At 69.6% G+C, this 21,874-nt stretch carries 21 protein-coding genes; 12 read left to right on the top strand and 9 right to left on the bottom strand.

What is annotated here, in order from left to right; all coding sequences use genetic code 11:
- Positions 1-392 precede the first annotated feature (392 nt).
- Positions 393-887, top strand: a complete 495-nt coding sequence (locus Aco04nite_RS28590) for a MarR family winged helix-turn-helix transcriptional regulator (protein WP_213000359.1) — start codon at positions 393-395, stop codon at positions 885-887.
- 290 nt (positions 888-1,177) lie between these two features.
- Positions 1,178-1,306, top strand: a complete 129-nt coding sequence (locus tag Aco04nite_RS49735; protein ID WP_280519389.1) for a hypothetical protein — start codon at positions 1,178-1,180, stop codon at positions 1,304-1,306.
- On the opposite strand, the gene Aco04nite_RS28595 is transcribed toward Aco04nite_RS49735, so the two are convergent.
- Complete coding sequence (locus tag Aco04nite_RS28595) at positions 1,276-1,860, bottom strand: TetR/AcrR family transcriptional regulator (RefSeq protein WP_213000360.1); 585 nt, start codon at positions 1,858-1,860, stop codon at positions 1,276-1,278. The genes Aco04nite_RS49735 and Aco04nite_RS28595 overlap by 31 nt on opposite strands.
- Positions 1,861-1,913: 53 nt before the next feature.
- On the opposite strand from Aco04nite_RS28595, the gene Aco04nite_RS28600 reads away from it, so the two are divergent.
- A complete protein-coding gene (locus Aco04nite_RS28600; RefSeq protein WP_213000361.1) occupies positions 1,914-2,903 on the top strand; it encodes a glycoside hydrolase family 113 protein in 990 nt (329 codons plus the stop codon).
- Here the strand turns inward: Aco04nite_RS28600 and Aco04nite_RS28605 are convergent.
- Genes Aco04nite_RS28605 through Aco04nite_RS28635 form a run of 7 tightly spaced genes read right to left on the bottom strand, consistent with a single transcriptional unit; the run spans position 2,888 to position 10,701 of the window.
- Positions 2,888-5,179, bottom strand: a complete 2,292-nt coding sequence (locus Aco04nite_RS28605; RefSeq protein WP_213000362.1) for a hypothetical protein — start codon at positions 5,177-5,179, stop codon at positions 2,888-2,890. The two genes, Aco04nite_RS28600 and Aco04nite_RS28605, sit on opposite strands and share 16 nt — an antisense overlap.
- The gene (locus Aco04nite_RS28610; RefSeq protein ID WP_213000363.1) at positions 5,176-6,156 is read right to left on the bottom strand and encodes a glycosyltransferase family 2 protein; all 981 of its coding nucleotides are present in this window, start codon (positions 6,154-6,156) and stop codon (positions 5,176-5,178) included. The genes Aco04nite_RS28605 and Aco04nite_RS28610 overlap by 4 nt, the downstream gene beginning before the upstream one ends.
- 14 nt (positions 6,157-6,170) lie before the next feature.
- Positions 6,171-7,370, bottom strand: coding sequence for an acyl-CoA reductase (locus Aco04nite_RS28615; protein WP_213000364.1), 1,200 nt, complete (start codon positions 7,368-7,370; stop codon positions 6,171-6,173).
- Positions 7,367-8,404 carry a LuxE/PaaK family acyltransferase gene (locus tag Aco04nite_RS28620; protein ID WP_213000365.1) on the bottom strand — a complete coding sequence of 346 codons (1,038 nt, stop codon included), beginning with the start codon at positions 8,402-8,404 and terminating at the stop codon, positions 7,367-7,369. The genes Aco04nite_RS28615 and Aco04nite_RS28620 overlap by 4 nt, the downstream gene beginning before the upstream one ends.
- Positions 8,401-9,732 (bottom strand): AMP-binding protein, encoded by a 1,332-nt coding sequence (locus Aco04nite_RS28625; protein WP_213000366.1) that lies wholly within the window; start codon positions 9,730-9,732, stop codon positions 8,401-8,403. The genes Aco04nite_RS28620 and Aco04nite_RS28625 overlap by 4 nt, the downstream gene beginning before the upstream one ends.
- A complete protein-coding gene (locus Aco04nite_RS28630) occupies positions 9,729-10,466 on the bottom strand; it encodes an SDR family NAD(P)-dependent oxidoreductase (RefSeq protein WP_213000367.1) in 738 nt (245 codons plus the stop codon). The genes Aco04nite_RS28625 and Aco04nite_RS28630 overlap by 4 nt, the downstream gene beginning before the upstream one ends.
- Positions 10,459-10,701 carry an acyl carrier protein gene (locus Aco04nite_RS28635; RefSeq protein WP_203837107.1) on the bottom strand — a complete coding sequence of 81 codons (243 nt, stop codon included), beginning with the start codon at positions 10,699-10,701 and terminating at the stop codon, positions 10,459-10,461. Before Aco04nite_RS28635 ends, Aco04nite_RS28630 begins: the two co-directional genes overlap by 8 nt.
- Positions 10,702-10,906: 205 nt before the next feature.
- On the opposite strand from Aco04nite_RS28635, the gene pseB reads away from it, so the two are divergent.
- From pseB to Aco04nite_RS28670, 7 genes are read left to right on the top strand one after another with little or no spacing between them, the layout of a single operon-like run.
- On the top strand, positions 10,907-11,881 hold the full coding sequence (pseB, locus tag Aco04nite_RS28640; RefSeq protein WP_203837106.1) for a UDP-N-acetylglucosamine 4,6-dehydratase (inverting): 975 nt from the start codon (positions 10,907-10,909) through the stop codon (positions 11,879-11,881).
- Positions 11,881-13,005, top strand: a complete 1,125-nt coding sequence (locus Aco04nite_RS28645; RefSeq protein WP_213000368.1) for a DegT/DnrJ/EryC1/StrS family aminotransferase — start codon at positions 11,881-11,883, stop codon at positions 13,003-13,005. Before pseB ends, Aco04nite_RS28645 begins: the two co-directional genes overlap by 1 nt.
- Before the next feature lie 4 nt (positions 13,006-13,009).
- Complete coding sequence (locus Aco04nite_RS28650) at positions 13,010-13,819, top strand: hypothetical protein (protein ID WP_213000369.1); 810 nt, start codon at positions 13,010-13,012, stop codon at positions 13,817-13,819.
- On the top strand, positions 13,816-15,240 hold the full coding sequence (locus Aco04nite_RS28655; RefSeq protein WP_213000370.1) for a hypothetical protein: 1,425 nt from the start codon (positions 13,816-13,818) through the stop codon (positions 15,238-15,240). The genes Aco04nite_RS28650 and Aco04nite_RS28655 overlap by 4 nt, the downstream gene beginning before the upstream one ends.
- Positions 15,237-15,971: a cytidylyltransferase domain-containing protein gene (locus Aco04nite_RS28660; RefSeq protein WP_213000371.1), complete on the top strand. Its 735-nt coding sequence runs from the start codon at positions 15,237-15,239 to the stop codon at positions 15,969-15,971. The genes Aco04nite_RS28655 and Aco04nite_RS28660 overlap by 4 nt, the downstream gene beginning before the upstream one ends.
- Positions 15,968-16,957 (top strand): PseG/SpsG family protein, encoded by a 990-nt coding sequence (locus tag Aco04nite_RS28665; protein WP_213000372.1) that lies wholly within the window; start codon positions 15,968-15,970, stop codon positions 16,955-16,957. Before Aco04nite_RS28660 ends, Aco04nite_RS28665 begins: the two co-directional genes overlap by 4 nt.
- Before the next feature lie 9 nt (positions 16,958-16,966).
- Entirely contained in the window at positions 16,967-17,284 is a 318-nt protein-coding gene (locus tag Aco04nite_RS28670; protein ID WP_213000373.1) for a nucleoside triphosphate pyrophosphohydrolase family protein, read from the top strand.
- Here the strand turns inward: Aco04nite_RS28670 and Aco04nite_RS28675 are convergent.
- Positions 17,273-19,522: a putative bifunctional diguanylate cyclase/phosphodiesterase gene (locus Aco04nite_RS28675; RefSeq protein ID WP_213000374.1), complete on the bottom strand. Its 2,250-nt coding sequence runs from the start codon at positions 19,520-19,522 to the stop codon at positions 17,273-17,275. The genes Aco04nite_RS28670 and Aco04nite_RS28675 overlap by 12 nt on opposite strands.
- A gap of 128 nt (positions 19,523-19,650) precedes the next feature.
- Between Aco04nite_RS28675 and Aco04nite_RS28680 the strand changes: the two genes are divergently transcribed.
- Both Aco04nite_RS28680 and Aco04nite_RS28685 read left to right on the top strand, forming a co-directional pair.
- Positions 19,651-20,124 carry a response regulator transcription factor gene (locus Aco04nite_RS28680; RefSeq protein ID WP_244876369.1) on the top strand — a complete coding sequence of 158 codons (474 nt, stop codon included), beginning with the start codon at positions 19,651-19,653 and terminating at the stop codon, positions 20,122-20,124.
- A gap of 92 nt (positions 20,125-20,216) precedes the next feature.
- Positions 20,217-21,797 carry a DHA2 family efflux MFS transporter permease subunit gene (locus Aco04nite_RS28685; RefSeq protein ID WP_213000376.1) on the top strand — a complete coding sequence of 527 codons (1,581 nt, stop codon included), beginning with the start codon at positions 20,217-20,219 and terminating at the stop codon, positions 21,795-21,797.
- The last annotated feature ends 77 nt before the right edge of the window (positions 21,798-21,874 follow it).

A 21,874-nucleotide genomic window follows, 5' to 3' on the forward strand; every position in this document is an offset into this window, starting at 1 on the left:
CGCTCGGCCGACAAGCAACGCGTGATCGGGTACTGTCCCCTGCGTCGGGTTTTCCGCGAGTCGGGATGGGACTGCAATTCCATCCTCCGCCGGAAGCGCCAGAACCCGGCCGGCCCCTACTGAGCATCGATCCAAGGAGAGCCCTATGCAGTCCGATGAGCTGTTCGTACAGGTCCGCGCTTCACCGAAGGTCGTTATCTACATCGTCGTGGTTGTCCTGATCCTGACCGGACACGTTGCCATGTAGGGGTCACGCCGATCGGGCAGGCGAACCCGCCTGCCCGCTGAGGCGGCGGCCAAAGCGGGCGGCGGTCAAGCCGGCGGCGGTCAAGCCGGCGGCGGTCAGAGTGGACCGTGGCTTGCTTCAAGTTCGAAGTAAGTACAATTGACCGGTGACCGACACCGCGCCGCTCGACCCGCGACAGCTGACCGCCTATCTGGCGCTCAAGGACGTCGCCGCCCTGCTGGAGCATGCGGTCGAGCAGCAACTGAAGGAGGACGGCGGGCTCACCACGCCGCAGTTCCAGATTCTCGCGACCCTGGCCGACGCCCCGGACGGGCGGCGCCGGATGACCGATCTCGCCGACGGGCTGGTCTACAGCCGCAGCGGGCTCACCTACCAGGCCGCCCAGCTGGAGAAGGCCGGCCTGGTCACGCGCGCGTCAGCCGAGGACGACGAACGCAGCGTGATCGTGACGCTGACCGAGGCCGGGCGCGCGGTGCTGTTCAAGGTGATGCCCGGGCACATCGAGGTGGTGCGCCGGCTCTTCCTGACGCCCCTGGGAGACGCGGACATCACGGCGATCACTGACATCCTGGGGCGGGTCCGGGCCCAGATGCGCAGCGCGCCGCCCCGCTCGGCAAAACCGAGACGGACCAGATCGTGACCGACGACGAGATCGCCGCAGCCCTGGCCCCGATCGCCGCAGGGGCCTCGTTGTTCCCTACCCCGGCACGTGGGTCGCCCCGCCCTACCCGGCCCGCGACGGGCGGCTGGTGGTCGCCGAGGACCCCGGGTTGTCCGTGATCGCCGTCGATCCCGGCCCGGACACGTGCTCGTTCGAATCCGTGGGACCGACGCGGAAGCAGGAGATTCCTGGGCTTTCGCCGCCGAGGAGGTCGGCTACGGCATGCACGGAGCGGCACGGCCACGCGCAGCCGTGGGGCCACCTCCCGCATGACCGAGCAGGAAAGCGACGCGACGTTCGCCGCCGACCAATGGCTCGCCGACCCGGTCAGTGCGATCGTTGCCGCTCTGGTCGACCAGGGTCTGATTCAACGCGGGGAACGCAACAACGGCAGATAGACGTCGTCGATGATCTCGATGAGGATGTCGTCCGGGACCGAGGACGTGCCGCGGGTGACGTATTCATTGCGCAGCAACGCGATCGCGACCGTGGCCACCCGTGGCTTCAGGGCTTTCTCGGAGATTTCGCCGCGGGTCACCGCACGGCCGAGGACGGTCAGCCACAGGCCTGAGCCCGCGTCGATGATGCTGTCGCGCAGCTGGGCCATCAGGTCCGGGTCGTCGGCGGCGGCTGCCAGTAGTCCCAGCACGATGCCGCTGACCGCCGGGGCGGACAGGTGGTTGTTGGCACCCCGGAGCAGTTCCAGGACGTCGCCTCGGAGGGTGCCCGTGTCGGGCGGCTCCCGGTCTGCGCCGATCAGTTCGCGATAGGCGGCCAGGGCGAGTGTGGCCCGCGAAGGCCAGCGGCGGTAGATCGCGTTCTTGTTGGTGCCGGCCCGCGTGGCTACGCCGTCCATGGTCAGGCCCACGTAGCCGGATTCGGTGAGCTCCTCGACCGCGGCGCGCAGGATCGCCTGTTCGAGTTCGGACCCGCGACGCCGTGACGATCCCATGGGTACTGACCGTACCGTAGACGAGATAGGGTACGTCGAGTACCTTAATCGTCATGCGAGGTAGAGGCATCAGCTATGACACCGGATGGGTCCTCAGGGGACGGAACTCACGTGATTTCTTCGAGCCGGAGCAGGTCGAGCGGGACCTGACAATCATCCGCGACGACCTGCACTGCAACACCGTGCGCATCATGGGCGGTGACGCCGGGCGGATCGAGATCGCCGCACGGTACGCCGCCCAGCTCGGCCTGGAGGTCTGGTTCTCGCCATATCCGCTGGACCTCACCACCGACGAGATGCTGGACCTGTTCGCCGATTGCGCCGACCGGGCCGAACGTCTCCGGACGGACGGCGCCGAGGTCGTTTTCGTCACCGGCGCGGAGTTGAGCCTGATGGCGCTTGGCTTCCTGCCCGGCGCGAACACCGAGGAGCGCGTTGACGCCCTGCTGAGCAACCGGCAGTTGATCCCCGGGCTCGCGGCGCAGATCAACGAGTTCCTGGGCCGGGCGGTGAAGGTTGTCCGCGAGCGGTTCGGCGGCCCGGTCACGTACGCGTCCGTGCAGCTCGAGCAGGTCGACTGGACGCCGTTCGACATCATCTCGGTCGATCTGTACCGCTCGAAGGAGATCGTCGACCAGTTCGCGGCGGGTGTGAAGATCCTCGCCGCGGAGGCCAAGCCGGTGGCGGTCACCGAGTTCGGGACGGCGAGCTACCGGAACGCGGGCGACCTCGGCGCGCAGGGGATGCAGATCGTCGAGAACGACGAATCCGGCACGCCGGTAAAGCTGAAGGGCGTCTTCGAGCGCGACGAGGCCGGCCAGGGCGCGTACCTCCGCGAGCTGCTGGAGATCTTCGACGCGGGCGGGATCGACACGGCGTTCGTGTTCACCTTCGCGCTGTCGTCGTTCCCGCACCGGCCCGACGGCGACCCACGTGACGACCTCGACCTGGCCAGCTATGGCATCGTGAAGATCGGCGAGGACGGCACGTGGGAGCCGAAAGAGGCGTTCCGGGCGGTGGGTGACTTCTACTCGAGCTCGTAGATCGTGACGCTGCCCGCGGTGTAGGCGACCTTCGCCTGCATGGCCAGCTGCGGGGAGACCGTTCCGGCACGGCTGTCGGCAAAGAGCCACTTCACGCCGTACGCCTCCCGCAGCGCACGAACATCAGCCACGTCGGCAACGGTGAACACCCGCTCGTTCAGCGCGAACAACGCCGGGTCGGGAGCGGGCTGCAACGGGTACTTGATCCCGTTCACCCCGTTCGCGGCCACGGTGGCGTCCGAGTATCCCCAGCTCTCGACGAGGGTGCGCCGGCCACCGAGACCCGCAACCCAGAAGGCGCGGGCGTCGCACGGCTTGGCGCGCCCGATCGGCTGGCAGTGCACGTTGGTGGCGACCACGGCGTCGTTGCCCGCGTTCTCGTCGAGCCACAGCGCGGCCCGCATCTCCGCCCTGGTGAGCTGCCGGGCAGGTGCGGCCGCTGCCGGCGCCGGGCCGAACTCGGCGTTCCACCACGACTTCGTGTAGCTGGACGTGCCATAGGCCAGGCTCGCACCGACAACGGCGGCGACCACCGCGACAACCAGCGACCGGTAGCTCTTGCGCAGGACCAGGACGAGGATCGCGCCCGCGACGACGAACCCCAGCGTGCGCAGCACGGGCAGACCCAGCGCCCACGACCACTGGGACCACGACGTGCGGTACTCCGGCCGGGCCACCGCGGGTGCGATCAGCGCCCACGCGGCGCCCGCGAGCAGTCCCGCGACGGGCACCCACCAGCGGCGTACGTTCTCGGCCAGCAGCCAGACGGTCAGCACCGACCCGAACGGCACCATGCAGAGGAAGAAGTAGAGCATGCTGGCCGACGGGTGCCAGAGCAGCCACGTCGCGGCCGTCCCGGCGACGATCATGCCGCCGAACATCCAGGCGACCGGGTCCGCGCGCATCCGGCGGTTACCGATCCCGAGGATGCCGAGCAGCCGTGGCGACTCCATCAGCAGCCACCAGCCGATGATGCCGACGGCGAAGACCCAGCCCTTGGCGTCGGCGCCGGCGAGACCCGGCGGCAGGAAACCGTTGGGCGCGATGCCGTCGTTCTGACCGAGGCTCATCGAGTACGGGTCCATCCACCGGATGACCGCGAACGGCTGGAGCCCCAGGGTTCCCGCGCCACCACCGGCGAACAGCTTGGTGCCGATGATCATCGGGATGAGCACCGCGACCAGGAACAGCGCGATCCTGAGCGGGAATTTCCGGTGCCGGATCCACAGCACCAGACCGGCCAGGCCGATGCCCGCGACCAGCGGTGGCAGGGCGCTGGACTTCGATCCGGCGACGGCGAGCGCGAGCGGCGGGGTCACGTACCAGAGCGGTCCGAGCGGCCGGCCACGCAGCACATCCACGGCGATCAGGGCGAGAAGACCGAGCAGCGGCATGGCGTACGTCTGGGAAGGGCTCGCAAAAACCAGAGCCGATGTCCCGTACGCCATGAGCGGCGCACCCAGGCTGAGCGGAATCCCGATGAACGCCAGCGCCCCGGCGAGCGGCCCGGCCCACCACTTGCCGATCACCTCACGGGCCAGGACCGCGGTCACCAGCACCCCGATCGCCCCGATCGGCACGTTCCACAGCCGCAGCAGCACGACGTGCTCGGGAATGCCGGTGATCATGCTGGCCGCGGCCATGTCGGCGTCGGACAGGTAGTGGTAGCGCAGCGTGTCCCCGGCGAGCTGGGGCACCTCGAACGGCATCGAGCGCGTCATCTCGTGCACGAGCGAGAGGTGGTACATCACGTCCTGGTAGTACGCCCCGGAGAACGGCGGCATCGGCGCACCCGACCAGGCCACCGCGCCCCAGGCGACGATGACGAGCAGCGCGGCGCAGATCATCCAGGCCCAGCGCAGCGGCAACGGCCGCGGGTCGTCGATCCGCCAGTGCCGGCGCAGCGACGGCACGGCGATGAAAGCCGCGATCACGAGCAGCGGCCAGGCCCAGAGGACCTGCTGGAGCCCGATGGCAGCGGCGATCGCCCAGCCCACGAGCTGCACGAACAGGCCGGTCCCCGCGCCGAGTCCGAGGTCCTCGGGCAGGTTGCCACGGCTGCCGCGCACGGCCCGCCAGACGAGCGTGCCCGGCACCACGATGCCGAGCACGAGGTAGACGCCGTAGATCGCGATGTCCCTGGCGGGCGTGTCGGCGTTGAGCAGCGCGGCGACGTAGACGACCGTCACCAGTGCCCAGGGGAGCAGCGCTCCGGCCCTGAACCGCGGTGGAGTCGCGACCGCGGGTGGAGCGGGCCGGGTCAGAACGCTGGTCACCGGGCTCCCGCCGCGGTCCGCTGCTGCGGGATCGCCGGCGGCTCGGCCGCGGCGGAGTCGAATCCAATGTGGAACGTGGGGCGGTTCTGCACGGTCTTGTAGATCCGCGCGACGTACTCGCCCAGCAGCCCCAGGCAGATCAGCTGCACCGCGGAGAGGAGCAGCACCGCGAGGAAGAGCGAGGTCCAGCCCGGGATCACCGTGCCGTTGGAGTAGACCACGATGCCGAAGATCATCAGCGCGATGCAGGCCGCGAACGCGATCGCGCCGAGCCACGTTGCGATCCGCAGCGGGGCGGCCGAGAAGTTCGCGGCGCTGTCCCAGGCCAGGGCCACCATCTTGCGCAGCGGGTATTTGGTCTCGCCGGCGGCGCGCTTCTCCCGGGCGTAGGCCACCTTGCCGGAGGAGAAGCCCAGCGACGGCACGAGCAGCCGGTAGACGGGGGTGCGCTCGGGCAGGACCTTGAGCACGTCGACCACCTCGCGGCTGAGCAGCCGGAAGTCACCCGCCTGCGAGGGCACGTCGGCGCCGACCATCCGGCGCATCAGCTTGTAGTACGCCCCGGCCGTGTGCCGTTTGAAGAACGTGTCGGTGCTGCGGTCGGAGCGCACGCCGTACACGACGTCGAGACCGTGCTCCTGCGCCGTGTGCAACATCTCGGCGATGGTCTCCGGCGGGTCCTGCAGGTCGGCGTCGATGCTGACCACCCACTCGCCGAGCGAGCGGTGCAGCCCCGCGGTGAGCGCCGCCTGGTGGCCGCTGTTGTGCCGCAGCTTGATCAGGCGCAGCTCCGGCCACGTGCGGCCGTTCTCGAACAACAGCTGGGCCGTACGGTCGGCGCTGCCGTCGTCGACGGCGACGACCTCGTAGCTGACGCCGAGCCCGTCGAGCGCCGGCCGCAGACGTTCGACCAGGGCGGGGATGACCGCTTCCTCGTTGTACATCGGTACGACGACCGACAGGACGATGCTGCTCACGGCTGGCGGATCCCCTATGTCTCGAGCGTGGTCAGCCGCGTGAACTCGCGCGGCAGGTCGTAGCCGTCCCAGATCGCGCTGAACGTCAGCGCGGAACCGAACGGGACGATGCGGTCGACGCCCCGGCCACCCAGCGCCTCGGCGAACGAGCGCAGGTCGGCCGGCGCGAAGCCGAAGTGGCTGAACGTCTGGTCCTGGCGGTTCATGGCGGGCACCAGATCGGCCAGCGTGGCGACGTGCGCGAAGGGGAACGCCCCCGCGCCGATCCAGCGCCGCGGCGCGTCGCCGGGTTCGCTGAGGGACAGCGAGGTGATCGTGTTGTCCGGGAACGCCACCGCCGACACCGCTCCGGTCGCGGCCAGCTCGTACGCGTTGACCCGCTTCTCCACCGCCATCGCTGCGTCGATGACCCAGCCGCGCTGCGCGACCACCTCGGCGAGGACGGTCAGGAACTCCTCGCGTACCTCGCCGGCCTGTTCCGGGGTGCCGCCGACCAGGAACACGGTCCGGGGTGAGGAGCAGGCGGCCTGGTCGAACCAGTACGCGTCGTTGGAGAACCCGAGCACCGCGGCACGCTGGGCACCGGGGTCGGCCGAGCGCCACCCGGGCACCGACAGCGCGGCCCACGAGGTGCGGTCGGGGAACGTCAGGTCGCGGCCGGACGGGCGCAGCGGGTGCTTGCGGATCGTGGTGACCGCCGAGTCACCACCCCAGATGACCCGCAGGTCGGACCACGCGCTGAGCGCGGCGGTCAGGGCGTCGTCGCGGCCGTACGTGATCATCCGCTGGGTACGCGCGATCACCGGGTCGGCGTCCGGCAGGGTCGCGTTCAGCGTCTCCAGCACGGTCTCCGCGGCGCCGGCCGAGCGCGACGAGATGCGGACGACGTTGTGGTTGCCGGCGAGCGCGGACAGCGCCCACGAGTACACGAAGATGGTGTCCACATTGGCCGGGGGCACGTGGAAGACGTTGCCGCGCGGGAAGACGTACGTTCCGTCGTCCCTGGTCATCCGGGTCGCGGCGCGCTTGAGCTCCGCCGGCCGCAGGAAGTAGCCGAGCGACCCCAGCTCCGGGTGCTTACGCGCGACCGCGGGTGCCAGCAGCTTCCGCGCGAACCGCGACAGAAAGTCCACCACCCGCGGATCGCCGACAGTCAGCCGATCCTCGGAAGGCGCGGTCAGGTCCTCGGTGGCGTCACCAAATCGGAAAATCATGAAGCCTCCCGGTACGTGTCAGAGCAGCCCCGGGCCTCCGCACGCGGAAGGCGGCCGAGGACGGAGAAGCGCTTGCCGGGCCAGTCGCCGTCGTCGACGCCGTCGAGGACTCCGAGGTCCTCGGTGAGCAGGACGTGCCCCGGGTACGAGGTGGGCAGCGTGCTCACGACCTCGATCAGCCCCGGCTCGCCGACCGGCTGTTCTTCCCAGGTCCGCGGGTTACGGATGATGACGTCGGCGAAGTCGGGGCAGTAGAGCGAGCCGCCGGAGGGACCCTCCAGGAAGACCGTGCCGATCTGCTCGACCATGCCGTAGAAGTTGTGCATCCGGGTGAGCCCGGTGTCGTCCTTGAGCCGGCGCCGGAATTCCTCGGGCGACACTGCCTGGTCGACGAGCTTCTTCCAGCCGCCGGAGTGGATCAGGATGCCGTTGCTCAGGTCCAGCCCGTTGTCCCGCGCGACCTCGTAGAGGTGCAGCCAGACGAGGTAGGTGAAACCGAAGATGAGGAACGGCTCGCTGCCGTGCTTGCCGAGGAAGGTGCGCAGCGCCTCGATGTCCGGGTGGCCCTCGGGGTCGAGCGCCCAGGCGTGGTCCCGCCCGTAGGTCGCCATGCCCAGCACCCCGGCGCCGCGCGCGCTGAACGAGCGGCGGTCCTTCAGCAGGCCCTTCGAGTCGACCAGGATCATCGGCAGCCGGCGCGGGCCGAGCACGGTCTGCATGGTCGCGCCGAGCTGGCGGGTCTGCGTGGCCGCCGCGGCCTTGTCCAGGTAGATCCTGCTGACCTCGCCGGTGGTGCCGCTCGAGGTCAGGACCTTGAAGACCTCGTCGTCCGGGATGCTCTTCAATTCCAGGTTCTTGAAGAGGCGTACGGGCAGCCACGGCAACTCAGCAACCGTGGCAGCCGACGTGAACCCCGACGCGGCGAGTATCCGGTCGTACTCGGCACAGTTCGCGCGGTGATGCTGCGTGAGCTCGGACAACTCCTTGTGCAGCAACACCTCCCGCTCAGGCTGGGACAACGTAAATACGCTCACTTGTGGGCCTCCAGCGACCGGTAGTCGACTTTCCCGGTCGGAAGCAGCGGCAGCGCGTCGATGCCGCGGACGTCGAGCCCGGTGAAGTGGGTGCCGAGGAACGCGGCCAGCTCGCCGCGGATCGCGCGGGCCCGGTCGGCGTCCGCGCCCTCGACGAAGACGTGCAGCTTGTCGTCGCCGGCGACGGCGGCGATCGCGCCGTGCGCGGCGAGGGTGCGCTCGACGTCGTCCAGGTTGACGCGGACACCGAAGACCTTGCCGATGCGTTTCAGCCGGCCGGTGAGGAAGAGGAAGCCCTCGTCGTCGAGGTGGCCCAGATCGCCGGTGCGCAGGATCCCGCCGAGTTCGTCCGGCTTGGCGAGATCTGCGGCGCTGTCGGCGTACCCCATCATGACGTTGGGTCCGGTGAAGACGACCTCGTCGTTGTCCACGGAGAACGACCCACCGGGGATCGGCAGTCCGGCGGAGCCGAGTTTGTCCTTGATCCGGTCGGGCGGGAGGACCGCCATCCGCGCGGTGGCCTCGGTCTGGCCGTACATCACGAAGAGCCGGCCGCCGACGGTTGCCATCCGCTCGGCGAAGTCCTGCACCAGCTCGGTGCGCAACCGCCCACCCGCCTGGGTGAGGGTGCGCAGCCTGGGGTGCGCGGCCGGGTCGAACCGCAGGCGGCGCAGCATCTCGTACTGGTACGGCACCGCCGCGAGCGTGGTGATGCCCCGCTCGGCGACCACCGTCCAGAAGCCGCGCTGCAGGATGCCGCCGCGTTCCAGCACCACCGTCGCACCGCGCAGCAGGTGACTGTTCAGCACCGACAGGCCGTACGTGTAGAACAGCGGCAACGTCGTGGGGGCAACGTCGTCCAGGGTGATGTCGAGGCTGTCCGCGATGGCCGCGGCGTTGGCCTCGACCGCCGCCCGCGACAGCCGCACCAGCTTCGGATTGCCGGTCGAGCCACTGGTCGTGAGCAGCAGCGCGAGGTCGGGGTGCGGCTCGATCGCCGGTGTCTCACGCAACCAGGTGTCACCCTCGGCGCGGTAACCGGCCGGCGGAGCCGAGCTCACGCCGGTGACCTGCACGGGGCCGAACCGTTCGACCAGCGCGTGCAGCACCTCGGGGTCGAGCTCGGGGTCGAGCAGCGCGATGGGACGCCCGGCGGCGAGCGCACCCAGATAGCGCGCGACCGCGCCGAGCTCGGTGGGGGTGAGTGCGAAGACGATGCCGGGCGGCAGCTGCGCGAACGCGGCTGCGGCGGCGTCGACCTCGCCGGGGCTCAGGGTCGCGCCGGTCTCGGCGTCGAGCACCCGGGCCCCGGGATGGAGCAGGTTCACAGCGAGATTCCTCCGTCGACCCCGAGCACCTGGCCGGTGACGAAACGTGCCTGCTCGGAGAGCAGGAACGCCACGACGTCGGCGACCTCCTCGGGCTCGCCGAGGCGGCCGAGGGCGGTCTGCGCGATCCGCTGCGCGCGGCCGTCGGTGTCGAGCGTGTCGAGCATGTCGGTGGTGATGAAGCCCGGCGCCACGGCGTTGACCCGGATGCCACGCGGGCCGAGCTCCTTCGCGGCGGACAGGGTCAGACCGCTGACCGCGGCCTTCGACGCGGCGTAGATCGCCTGACCGGCCACGCCCGCGCCGCCGGTGACCGAGGACACGAAGACCACCGCGGGGGTACGCCCACGGCCCAGCAGCCGCACCGCCCCCTGCAACGTGTTCACTGCCCCGACCGCGTTGACGGCGAAGAGCCGCTGCACGGTCGCGTCGTCGATCATGCCGAGCATCCCGGCGGCGTGCGTGCCCGCGTTGACCACGAGCGCGTCGAGCCGGCGGAATCGCTCGAAGGCGAGCCGCATCATCGCTTTACTCGTGGCCGGATCGGAAATGTCACCATGCGTAGAAACAACAGTTACGCCGTGCTTATCGGCGAGCTGTTCGGCAACTTCGTCAATAGCGTCGGCGCGATGACCGTGCACGACGAGGTCATAACCCTGCTCGGCGAGCCGGCGAGCGACCGCGTTGCCGATACCCCGGGATGCGCCGGTAATGAGCGCAACCCGATCAGGCATCGAAGTCCACCCCGTATTTACCAAGAATTCGCACAGCCTCCGCGAATGAGGACATGTTGATGACGTCGTCGGTGTCGATCATTACCGAGAATTCATCTTCGATCGCCGCGACGAGCGCCATGTGGGCCAGCGAATCCCACTTCTCGTTGTCCTGGTAGTGCAGGTCGTCCACGGGGGCGTCCGGCGGAAGGTCAAGCGCGGTCCGGAACGTTTCACGCAGTCGCTGCAGCTCAATCACGGTGTTACTCCAAGGGCGGATGGGCGAAGGAACCCACCATGCCGCAGCTCCCGCAACGGCACGACCAAGCCGAGCTGAACTCGACGTGAATTGCGGCTGGCATCTGTCAGCGCCACTGGAATTGCCAGATCACGCGGTTATGCTTCCGCTCCGAAAGCCGAATGACCAATCCCCGTGCCACCCCCCGGGAGCAATTATGAGTGTGTTGAACGGATCCTCCATCCTGGTGACCGGTGCCACCGGTTCCTTCGGGAAGGCGTTCCTGGGTTACGCGCTGGCCAATCTCGACCCGCAACGCATCGTGGTGTTCAGCCGCGACGAGCTGAAGCAGTACGAGGTCCGCCAGATGTTCGGTGACGACCCGCGCCTGCGCTTCTTCATCGGCGACATCCGTGACAAGGACCGGCTCGCCCGGGCGATGCACGGCGTCGACCACGTGATCCACGCCGCCGCCCTCAAGCAGGTCGACACCGCCGAGTACAACCCCTCGGAGTTCATCGCGACCAACATCAACGGCTCGCAGAACGTCGTCGACGCCGCGATCAACGCCGGCGTGCAGCGCGTCGTCGCGCTCTCCACGGACAAGGCGTCGAGCCCGATCAACCTGTACGGCGCCACCAAGCTGGTCGCCGACAAGCTGGTCATCGCGGGCAACCACTACGCCGCGACGCACCCGACCCGCCTCTCCGTCGTGCGCTACGGCAACGTGATGGGCAGCCGCGGCTCGGTCGTGCCGTTCTTCCGCAAGCTCAACGCCGAGGGCAAGAGCCTGCCGATCACCGACAAGCGGATGACCCGCTTCTGGATCACCCTCGACCAGGCGGTCAAGTTCGTCGTCGATTCGTTCGACGTGATGCAGGGCGGCGAGCTGTTCGTGCCGCGCATCCCGAGCATGCGCATCCTCGACCTGGTCGAGGCCGTCGCGCCGGACGCTCCCACGCACGAGATGGGCATGCGCCCCGGCGAGAAGCTGCACGAGGAGATGATCGCCTCCGACGACAGCCGCCGGACGCTGCGTTTCCCGGACCGCTACGTCGTGCAGCCCGTCGTCGCGAGCTGGGGATACAAGACGCCCGAGGGCGGCGAGCTGGTGCCGGACGGCTTCAACTACCGCTCCGACAACAACGACCTCTGGCTGGAGGTCGACGAGATGCGCGACCTCATCAAGGAGCCGTGATGCTGCCCTACGGGCGGCAGAACGTCACCGACGCGGACATCGAGGCGGTCACCGCGGCACTGCGCAGCGACTGGCTCACCACCGGGCCGAAGGTCGACCTCTTCGAGAACGATCTGACCCGGATCGCCGGTGCGCCCTGCGTCTCGGTCAGCAACGGAACGGCGGCGCTGCACACGGCTTACGCCGCGGCCGGGATCGGTGCGGGCGACGAGGTCATCACCACCCCGATGACGTTCTGGGCCACCGCGGGCACGGCGACCACGCTCGGCGCGACCGTGGTCTTCGCCGACGTGGAGGAGGACACCGCCAACCTCGACCCGTACGCGGTCGAAGCGGCGGTCACCCCGCGCACCCGGGCGATCGCGGCGGTCGACTACGCCGGGCACCCCGCCGAGTACGACGAACTGCGCAAGATCGCGGACAGCGCCGACGCCACGTTGATCGCGGACGCGGCGCACGCCATCGGCTCCACGTACCGGGGCAGGCCGGTCGGCACGCTCGCCGACCTGACGACGTTCTCGTTCTTCCCGACGAAGAACCTGACCACCGCGGAGGGTGGCGCGGTCGCGTCCACCGATCCGGCGTTGCTGGAGCGGGCCCGGATCTTCCGGACCGTCGGGCTCGTCCGGGACCCCGCTGTACTGCGCCGCACCGACGAGGGCCCCTGGTTCTACGAGGTGCAGGAGCTCGGTCTCAACTACCGGCTCCCCGACGTGCTGTGCGCGCTGGGCAGCTCCCAGCTGCGCCGGCTCGGGGACTTCAAGGCACGGCGGGCCGCGCTGAGCGCGCGCTACGACGAGTTCCTGGCGGACGTGCCCGGCCTGCGACTCCCGGTCACCCGGGACCATGTGGATCCGATGCGGCACCTCTATCCCGTACGCATCCAGGGCGGTCGCCGTCGTGAGGTGTTCGAGCGGATGCGGGCGGCCGGCATCGGCGTCCAGGTCAACTACATCCCGGTGTACTGGCACCCGCTCTACGAGGACCTCGGCTACCAGCGCGGCATGTGCCCCAACGCCGAGGCCTTCTACGCCGAGCAGCTGTCCCTGCCGCTGTTCTACGACCTCACCGACGCGGACCAGGACCGCGTGATCGAGACCCTGCGCACCATTCTGGAGAGCTGACCCCGTGCACCACGCCAACCACTTCTACGGCCACGCGCACGTGCTGGCCGAGTACTGCGGGCTGAACCCCGACGATCCACCCCGGATCGACGGCTACCTGCAGCACGGCTGGAACGTGGTGGACGGGCTCGGGGCGGGGACGCCGTACGTCTCCGGCCGGCCGATCTTCGTCTGGTCCGAGCAGACCCGGCGGCGGGCCCGGTCCATGGGCCGCCGCTACGCGACCGTGGTCGGCGCGCCCTTCCTCTACCTGCGCGAGATGGCTTCCCCCGCACCTTCGCCGGAAGAGCGGGAAGGCACCATCTACTACCCGTTCCACGGGTGGGAGGGCCAGCACATCGCCGGTGACCACCAGCGGCTGATCGACGAGATCATCGAGACCGAGGACGGCCCGGTCACCTTCTGTCTCTACTGGCACGAGTACCAGGACGAACGCACCCGGCGTCGCTACGAGAAGGCCGGGCGGGTCATCTGCCACGGCTACCGCGGCCTGCGCTGGCGTGACACCGACACCAAATTCCTGCACAACCAGCTCGGGGAGCTGCGCCGGCACCGCCGGGTCGCGTCCAACCGGCTGAGCAGTGCGGTGCTCTACGGCGCCTCGGTCGGCTGCGAGCCGGCCGTCTACGGCGACCCCATGCACCTGGCCGGAGAGGAAACGACGATCGCCCAGCGGATCCGCCGTCAGTGGCCCGAGCTGCACGGCAAATTCCCGGACCCGTCAGCCGCCGTCGAGTCGGCGCTGGCCGAGCTCGGCGCGGACGTGCTGGCCTCGCCGGACGAGTTGCGCGTGACGCTGGGATGGGCGGCATGACACTTCGACTTCTCGGGGGTGAGATGGCCGGCTGGTCCGATGCCGCGCCCGCCGGTGGATCCGCGTACGGGTTCCTGCTCTCCGAACTGCGGTCCCTGGTTCCTGCCGGTGGGCGGGTGCTGGTCGCCGGACCGCATGACCCGGCGCTTCTTACGGGACTCCGGGCGTACGCGGAGATCACCTGTTTCGTGCGCTCCCAGCCGGATGCCGACGCACTGAGCTCGGCCGGTTTTTCGGTCCTCTGTGGAAGCCTGGCGAAACTGACCGACAGTGATCAGTACGACCTGGTTGTCGCGCTGGACGGCGTCGGGCGGCTGTGCTCGGTGGAGGGCCCGCAGTTCGACTGGGCCGAGAGCGTGCAGGTGCTGCGGCGCAGCCTACGACCCGGCGGCGCGCTGCTGCTGGCGGTCGAGAACGAGCTCGGCGTGCACCGGCTCGTCGACCGGGTCACGCCGACCGCCGCGCATACGGATGGTGACTGGCGCCCGCTCGGTGAGTACGACGAGACCAAGCCCGGCACCCCCTCCCGGCTGCGCGAACGCCTCGCGGCCGACGGGTTGACGCCGGGCTGGCTCGCCACCGCCTGGCCGCTGCCCTCCGCGCCCACGCTGGTGATCGACGAGCCGCGGCTGCGGTACGGGCCGGCGGGTGCGCTCGCGGCCGTCGCTTCCGGGGTGACCGCTACGGCCTATGCCACCCGGCGGGTTCTGAGCGATCCTCGGCGGCTGGCGTCCACGGCGATCCGGGGTGGGCTGGGGGCTGAGCTGGCGCCAGCCTGGCTGGTGCTCGCGTTCCGGGGGCCCGCACCGTCACTTTCCCTGCCGCCGGCTGTGCTCAACGACGGCCCATTGGGGCCGCTGCCGGACGGGCGGTTGCTGGAGGAGCTGCTGATCGGGGCTTGTCTGCGGCATGACCTGCCCGCGCTTCGGCAGTTGCTCACCTCCTGGGTTGCTGCTGCTCCCGGCGTTTCGGCCGACAACGTCATCGTCGGTGATTCCTTCGCCGTGCTCGACCCCGCCCGGGCCGCAGTGGCACCCGCGGTTGCCATCGGACATTTCGCCGCCACGCTGCTCGCCGGGGGTTATGACCAGCCCTGGCCACATGCGCACGACGTGCCGTCGCTCACCGCGGTACTGCTTGCTGCGGCGGGTGTCTCAGGTGCTGATCTGCCCGAGATCTCGGACAGTGCCCCGGACTCGTTGCGGGAGCACGAAGAGCGCGTTCGGCGGCTGGAAGAGCAACTCGCCGACGCCGCCATCCGGGTGAAGTACGTCGAGACCGAGCTCATCCACCGCGACGCCGAACTGCGCAAGGCCCGGCTCCAGATCGACATGTTCAGCGGCAAGGTCGGCTATCGCATCACCCGGTTCGGGATGCGCGCCGCCAGGGCCGCACGCCGCTCGCTAAGGAAGATGACATGAAGACACTCGGCATAGTCCAGGCTCGGATGGGATCCACCCGCCTGCCCGGCAAGGTACTGCGCCGCCTCGGTGGGCGTACGGTGCTGGACCGGGTTGTGCAGGCAGCGCGGGAGAGCGGCGTCCTCGACGACGTCGTGGTCGCCACCACCGTGGAGGACCGGGACGACGCCGTGGCCGCCGAATGCGAGACGCTCGGCGTGGCGGTCTATCGAGGGCCGGTCGACGACGTGCTCACCCGTTTCCTGGGCGTGCTCGACGAGCGTGGCGACGACCCGGACGCCGTGCTGCGGTTCACCGCCGACTGCCCGCTGCTCGACCCCGAGCTGATCATGCTCGCGGCCAACGTCTTCGCGGCGACCCCGGACCTCGACTACCTGAGTACGTCGATCGCGCGCACGCTGCCCCGCGGGCTGGACGTGGAGATCGTGCGGACCGAGGTGCTGCGGCAGATCGACAAGGTCGCGACCGATCATCACCGTACGCATGTGACCTCGTACGTGTACTCGCATCCGTACGATTACAACGTGCTCGGACTGACCCTGCAGCCGGACCTGTCGCACCTGCGGCTGACCCTCGACACCGAGGACGACTGGCACCTCATCGAAGCCGTCGTCGCGCACTTCGGTGACCGCCCGGTCCCCGTCCGCACCCTCGCGGACTGGCTCGCCGACCGCCCCGAGCTCGCCGGGATCAACGCCCACGTGCGGCAGAAGGAGCTCGCACAGGCGTGAGCGTCACCGTCGGCATCCGCTGCGACGCCGGCCCCTCCACCGGCGTCGGCCACCTCGTCCGCTGCGTCGCCCTCGCCGAGGAACTCACCTCGCGGGGCGTCGCCGTGCACTTCCTCAGCGACCTCGGCGGCCTGGCCTGGGCGGAACAGCAGCTCACCAGCCGCGGCCTGGCCTGGCACCCGGCACCGTACGACCCGGTCGGCCTGGTCGCCGCCGCGGATCGGCTGGGGCTCGACGCGGTGGTCGTCGACTCGTACACGCTGCCGGCGTCGCACTCGGTGGCGTTGCGGGCCTCGGGACGAACGGTGCTCGCGATCGTGGACGGTTCGCTACGCGGGCAGTCCGCTGACATCTACGTCGACCAGAACCTCGACACGCCGTTGACGGGTGCGCTGACCGGGCTCGACTATGCGCTGCTCCGGCGGGCCGTTCGCGACCTCCGGCCGACTGCTGTGCCCGCTCCCCGCACGGGGACTCCGCGCGTTGTCGCGTTTTTCGGCGGAACCGACGCGTACGGTGCGGCTCCGGTTGTGGGTCAGTTGTTGATCGACACGGGGGTGGCATTCAGCGCGACCGTGATCGCGGCCAACGCTGCGCTCCGCGCCGGCTTACTACGACTCTCACCCCTTCCCTCCCAGCACCTGGAGATCATCGGGCCGACCGACGACCTGCCGAAGCTCCTCGCCGACTCGGACCTGGTCATCAGCGCCAGCGGCACATCCACCTGGGAGCTCCTCTGCCTCGGCCTCCCGTCCGCCCTCGTCTGGGTGGTCGAGAACCAGATCCTCGGCTACGAACGAACCACCGCCCGCGGCCTCGCCGCCGGCCTGGGCCACCTCCCCACCCTCGGCCCCGACGCCGTCAACACCCTGCGCCAGCTGCTGCTATCCCCCGGTCTGCGAGGCGAGATCGCCGCCCGGGCCTGGTCCGCAGTCGACGGCAACGGCTGCGCCCGAGTCGCGGACGCGCTCCTGGCCACCCAGTAACTTCGGGTCATGGACCTGCAGCGACTCTCCGACGACGTCGAGCTCATCTCCCAGCGGTACGCCGAGGTTTTCGACATCCGGCGCGACGAGGCGTGGTTCATGCTCAAGCTGCAGGAGGAGGTCGGCGAGCTGACCCAGGCGTTCCTGATGCGATCCGGGCAGGCGCGACCCAAGGGCCACACGCCGGAGGAACTCCAGGCGAACGTCGGTGCCGAGGTGGCCGACGTGCTGTGCCAGTTGCTTCTGCTGGCCCGGCACCTCGACGTCGACGTGGCTGCTGAGGTTGCGGCGAAGTGGCTCGTACGGCTACCGGTCTCAGGCGCGTAGGCGGCTTCCGTAGCGGTTGCCCTTCCAGGCTGCGATCCGGTCGTCGATCTCGGAGGCCGGTAGCGGGCGGGCGAAGTAGTGACCCTGTGCCTTGGTGGCTCCGAGCAGGGTGAGCTCGCGGGCCTGGGCTGCAGTCTCGACGCCCTCGGCGACGGTGTCCATGCCGAGCACCCGGCCCAGTCGCAGCACCGCCTGTGCGACCGCGGCGCCCTCCGCGGAGGCGTCCAGGGTGGCGACGAAGCAGCGGTCGATCTTGAGCATGTCGATCGGCAGGGTGGTGAGGTTCTTCAGGGACGAGTAGCCGGTGCCGAAGTCGTCCAGTGCGACCCGAATGCCCTCGTCGCTGAGGATCCGCAGGTGGGCGGCCGGGACCTCGCTGGCGATCAGCTGGCTCTCGGTCACCTCCAGCACCAGCTGGTTCGCGATCATCCCGGTCTCGCGGACGATGGTGCGCACCTCGGTGCTGAAGCCGTCCGCCTCGAGCTGGCGGGCCGAGACATTGACGTGCAGGGGGAGCTGGGGCCAGCGGCGGGCGTACGTGCAGGCCTCGCGCAGCACCCAGCGGCCGAGCTCCTCGATCACGCCGATCCGCTCGGCCAGCGGGATGAACGCGTCCGCTTCGAGCAGCCCCAGCCGCGGGTGCTGCCAGCGGCACAGTGCCTCGATCCCGGCCAGTTCCTCGTCGGGCAGCCCGACGATCGGCTGGAACACCAGCCGCAGCTGCCCGGCACCGACCGCGACCTGCAGCTCGTCCTCCAGCGAAGGCTCGTTGCCGCCGCCCATGGTGTCCGCGAAGCACGCGAAGCGGGTCTCACCACCTCGCCGCTTGGCGTGGTACATCGCCACGTCGGCGCGGTGCATCAGCTCATCCGCGTCGAACTGACCCGGCCCGGAGAGCGCGATACCGATGCTGGCGGAGGCCCGCACCGGCACCCCGTCGATCACGATCGGCTCCTCGGTGCCGGCCGCGATCCGCCGCGCGACAGCCTCCGCGTTCGCCTCCGACCCGATGTCGTGCAGCACCACCGCGAACTCGTCCCCGCCGAGCCGCCCGGCCATGTCCGCACCGAGAATCGCATCCCGCAGCACCCGTGCGAACCCGGTCAGCAGCTGGTCACCGGCCTTGTGCCCCTTCGTGTCATTGATCTGTTTGAAGCCGTTCAGGTCGATGATCAGCACCGCCGTACTCTGCGCCGCCTTGGCATCGCGCTCCAGCGCCTGCACCAGATGCCCGGTCACCCGCGCCCGATTGGCCAGTCCGGTGAGCCCGTCGGTGGCGGCGACCTCGTCGCTCTCCCGCTGCATCGTGACCTGACGCAGCACCACCAGCAGCGTGATCCCGATCCCGCCCACCGTCAGGCCGCTCCACGGGAACACGTGGTCGTCACGAACGGTCGCGGCAATCATCAGCCCGTAGCCGACCGCGATGGCAACGTACGGAAGATTGCTGCGCATCAGGCATGTCTCGGACCGCAGTGCCGAGGTCTCGGGCTGCCGGTTGCGCTCGACCACCGCCGCGGCCAGCAACGCCAGCACGCTCAGGATGCAGATGAGCTGTTCAGGGGCATCATGCCGGGCGCCACCCCCGTACACCTGCTGGTAGCTCGCCCAGGCATCCGCCCCGAACTGGACGATGACCGCCGCGGTGAGCGGCATGACGGACCACTTCCCGGCGGCCGCCGTACCCCGCATGAGCAATCGGGTGAACCCGAGAATCAGCAGCAGATCGAGCACGGGATAGGCGGCGGTCTCCACCGCGGTCCGCACCTGCGCGTCCAGCGACGGCCCGACGGCCAGGTACCAGACCAGCATCGACCCGGCGACCATCACGGTCAGCAGATCAAAGATGGACTTCCGCCGCTCCAGCGGCGTAATGGTCCCCAACGGGAACGAATAAGCGGCGAAGAGCAGCACAGCGATGATCGCCGTCCGCACCAGATCCCCCGGCGCCGGGAACGACCGCGTCGCGCCGGGCAGGACAAAGATCACCAGGGTGGCCACCTGCAGGGCAAATCCGACAGCGAGCGCCTGCCAGGCCCTGCGCGCCCGCCCCCCGATGCCCGCCTGCCGTGCCGCCCGCACCCCGGCCACCACGCCGATCACGCTGATAGCGGCCATGGTCAACCCCGCAACCGGCGCGGAAATCACCGGGAACGCCTGCCCCACGACCCCGAGCACGTAGAGCCCGATGATCGCGGCGAGGACTCGATTCCAGTTCACATCTGCCTGATCGGTCACAACCCCTTCGTCTTGAGCACAGCTTTACTTTTGCTTCTCGCCCGGAAACGGCTCAGCGGATCTTGGGGGTTGGCCGAACAGGGTGGTGGACCCCGAATCGACCGGCTGGAGGTGCCGCCTTGGCTACCGTGCTCATCGCCGACGATGATGTTGATCATCGTGAGCTCATGACGCTCGCTCTGCACCGGTTCGGCCATGAGGTCGTGGTGGCGCAGGATGCTGAGGCGGCCGTCCGGGCTGCTCAGGGCGGTGGGATCGATGCCTTGCTGCTGGACATGCGGATGCCGGGGGCCTCGGGGATCGTGGTCTGCGGGCGGCTGCGGGCCGCGCCGGAGACGGCGAATCTGCCGATCATGATGGTCAGCGCGGATGTGAGCGGCGGCCGGATCATGGCCGCGATGAACGCCGGGGCCGACGACTACCTGACCAAGCCTTTCCACCGCTCAGAGCTGGAAACAAGACTTCAAGCCCTGTTGGTACGCCGTGAGCGCACCGGTTCCAAGCCCTCCGCCGCCGCCAACGCTGCCCTGCTCGCGGCGCGGGCCGCAGTCGGCAAACCGGTTTCGCACCCCGTTCACGTGCCGCTGCGCCGGATCGCTTGATCCTTTATCGGGTCCCGGCGGCTGCTCAAGGGTCCCGCGCCACAGTCCTTTTACCGATGCCGCGGCCATGACCCACGCGTAGCGTGACCGCTATGGATCTCAGGCCGGACTCCCGCCTCGTGCGTTACAGCACCCCCGCCGGCCGGTGGGTGCTGCTGGCCACCGTGCTCGGCTCCTCGCTCGCCTTCATCGACTCCACCGTCGTCAACATCGCGCTCCCGGCGATCGGCAAGGAACTGGACGCGGACGCGGCCGGCCTGCAGTGGACGATCAACGGCTACGCGCTCAGCCTGGCCTCGCTGATTCTGCTCGGCGGCTCGCTCGGCGACCGTTACGGGCGCAAACGACTCTTCATGATCGGCATCGCCTGGTTTGCGACCGCGTCCCTGCTGTGCGGGATCGCCCCCAACGTCGAGCTGCTGATCGCCGCGCGGGTCCTCCAGGGCATCGGCGGCGCGCTGCTCACCCCCGGTGCACTGGCTATCCTCGAGGCGTCCTTCACCCGTGAGGACCGGGCCAGGGCAATCGGAGCCTGGTCCGGGCTCGGCGGTATCGGCGGTGCGCTCGGCCCGTTCCTCGGTGGCTGGATCGTCGAGCTCTCCAACTGGCGCCTGATCTTCCTGATCAACGTCCCGATCGCGGCGCTGGTCCTGCTCGTGACCGCCCGCCACGTCCCCGAGTCGCGCAACCCGGCGGCTGCCCGCGAGCTCGACGTGACCGGGGTGCTCACCGGAGCAGCCGGCCTGGGCGGTCTCACCTACGGCTTCACGGCCTGGCCGGAGAGCGGCCCGGGCAGCCCCGCTGTGCTGGTGTCCCTGGCGATCGGCATCCTGGGCCTGGCGGGCTTCGTGCTCAACGAACGCCGCTCCCGCCACCCGATGCTCCCGCTCACCATCTTCGGCTCGAAGGCCTTCAGCGCCGCCAACCTCGTCACTTTCCTGGTCTACGCGGCCAACGGCGGCGTCTTCTTCCTGGTCGTCCTCAACCTCCAGGTGGTGGCCGGCTTCAGCCCGCTCACCGGCGGCCTCGCCCTGCTCCCCGTGACGGTCCTGATGCTGCTGCTCTCGGCCCGCGCCGGCGCCCTCGGCCAGCGGATCGGCCCCCGCATCCCGATGACCGTCGGCCCCCTGATCTGCGCGGCCGCCCTGATCTGGATGTCCAGGATCGGCACGAACGCCTCCTACCTCACCGACGTCCTGCCCCCGGTCATCGTCTTCGGCCTGGGCCTGTCCCTGTTGGTGGCACCCCTGACAGCAACAGCCCTCGGCTCCCTGGACGACGCCTACGCCGGCGTGGCCAGCGGCGTGAACAACGCGGTGGCCCGCGCGGCCGGCCTGCTCTCCGTGGCGATCCTCCCGCTGGCCGCGGGCATCGGCACCGGCAACCTCACGGACCCGGCCACCCTCCACCCGACCTACCAGAACTCCATGCTCCTCTGCGCCGCCCTCATGACCGGCGGAGCGATCCTCGCCCTGATCTTCGTCCCCACCCGTCTCCCGGCCCACTCCCCCGACACCCCGTCCGACACCCCGACCTCGGATGCCGACGCAGGCGCGGATTCGACCGCGGGTCTGGGCACGGGTAACCCGATGCCGGCCGACCACGCCAGAGAGGACAGCCCCGTCCGCACTTACTGCGACGTGGCAGGCCCACCCGTCCACCCTCGCGGCTGACGGTGAGCTGCCGACGAGCCTGGTGGAATTGCGGGTGACCCGCGGACTGCCGAGACCCTAGTATGGCAGCCGCCGTT

Origin of the sequence: Winogradskya consettensis (genome assembly GCF_018332715.1) — a bacterium.
In the GTDB taxonomy this organism is placed as follows: Bacteria; Actinomycetota; Actinomycetes; order Mycobacteriales; family Micromonosporaceae; genus Actinoplanes; species Actinoplanes consettensis.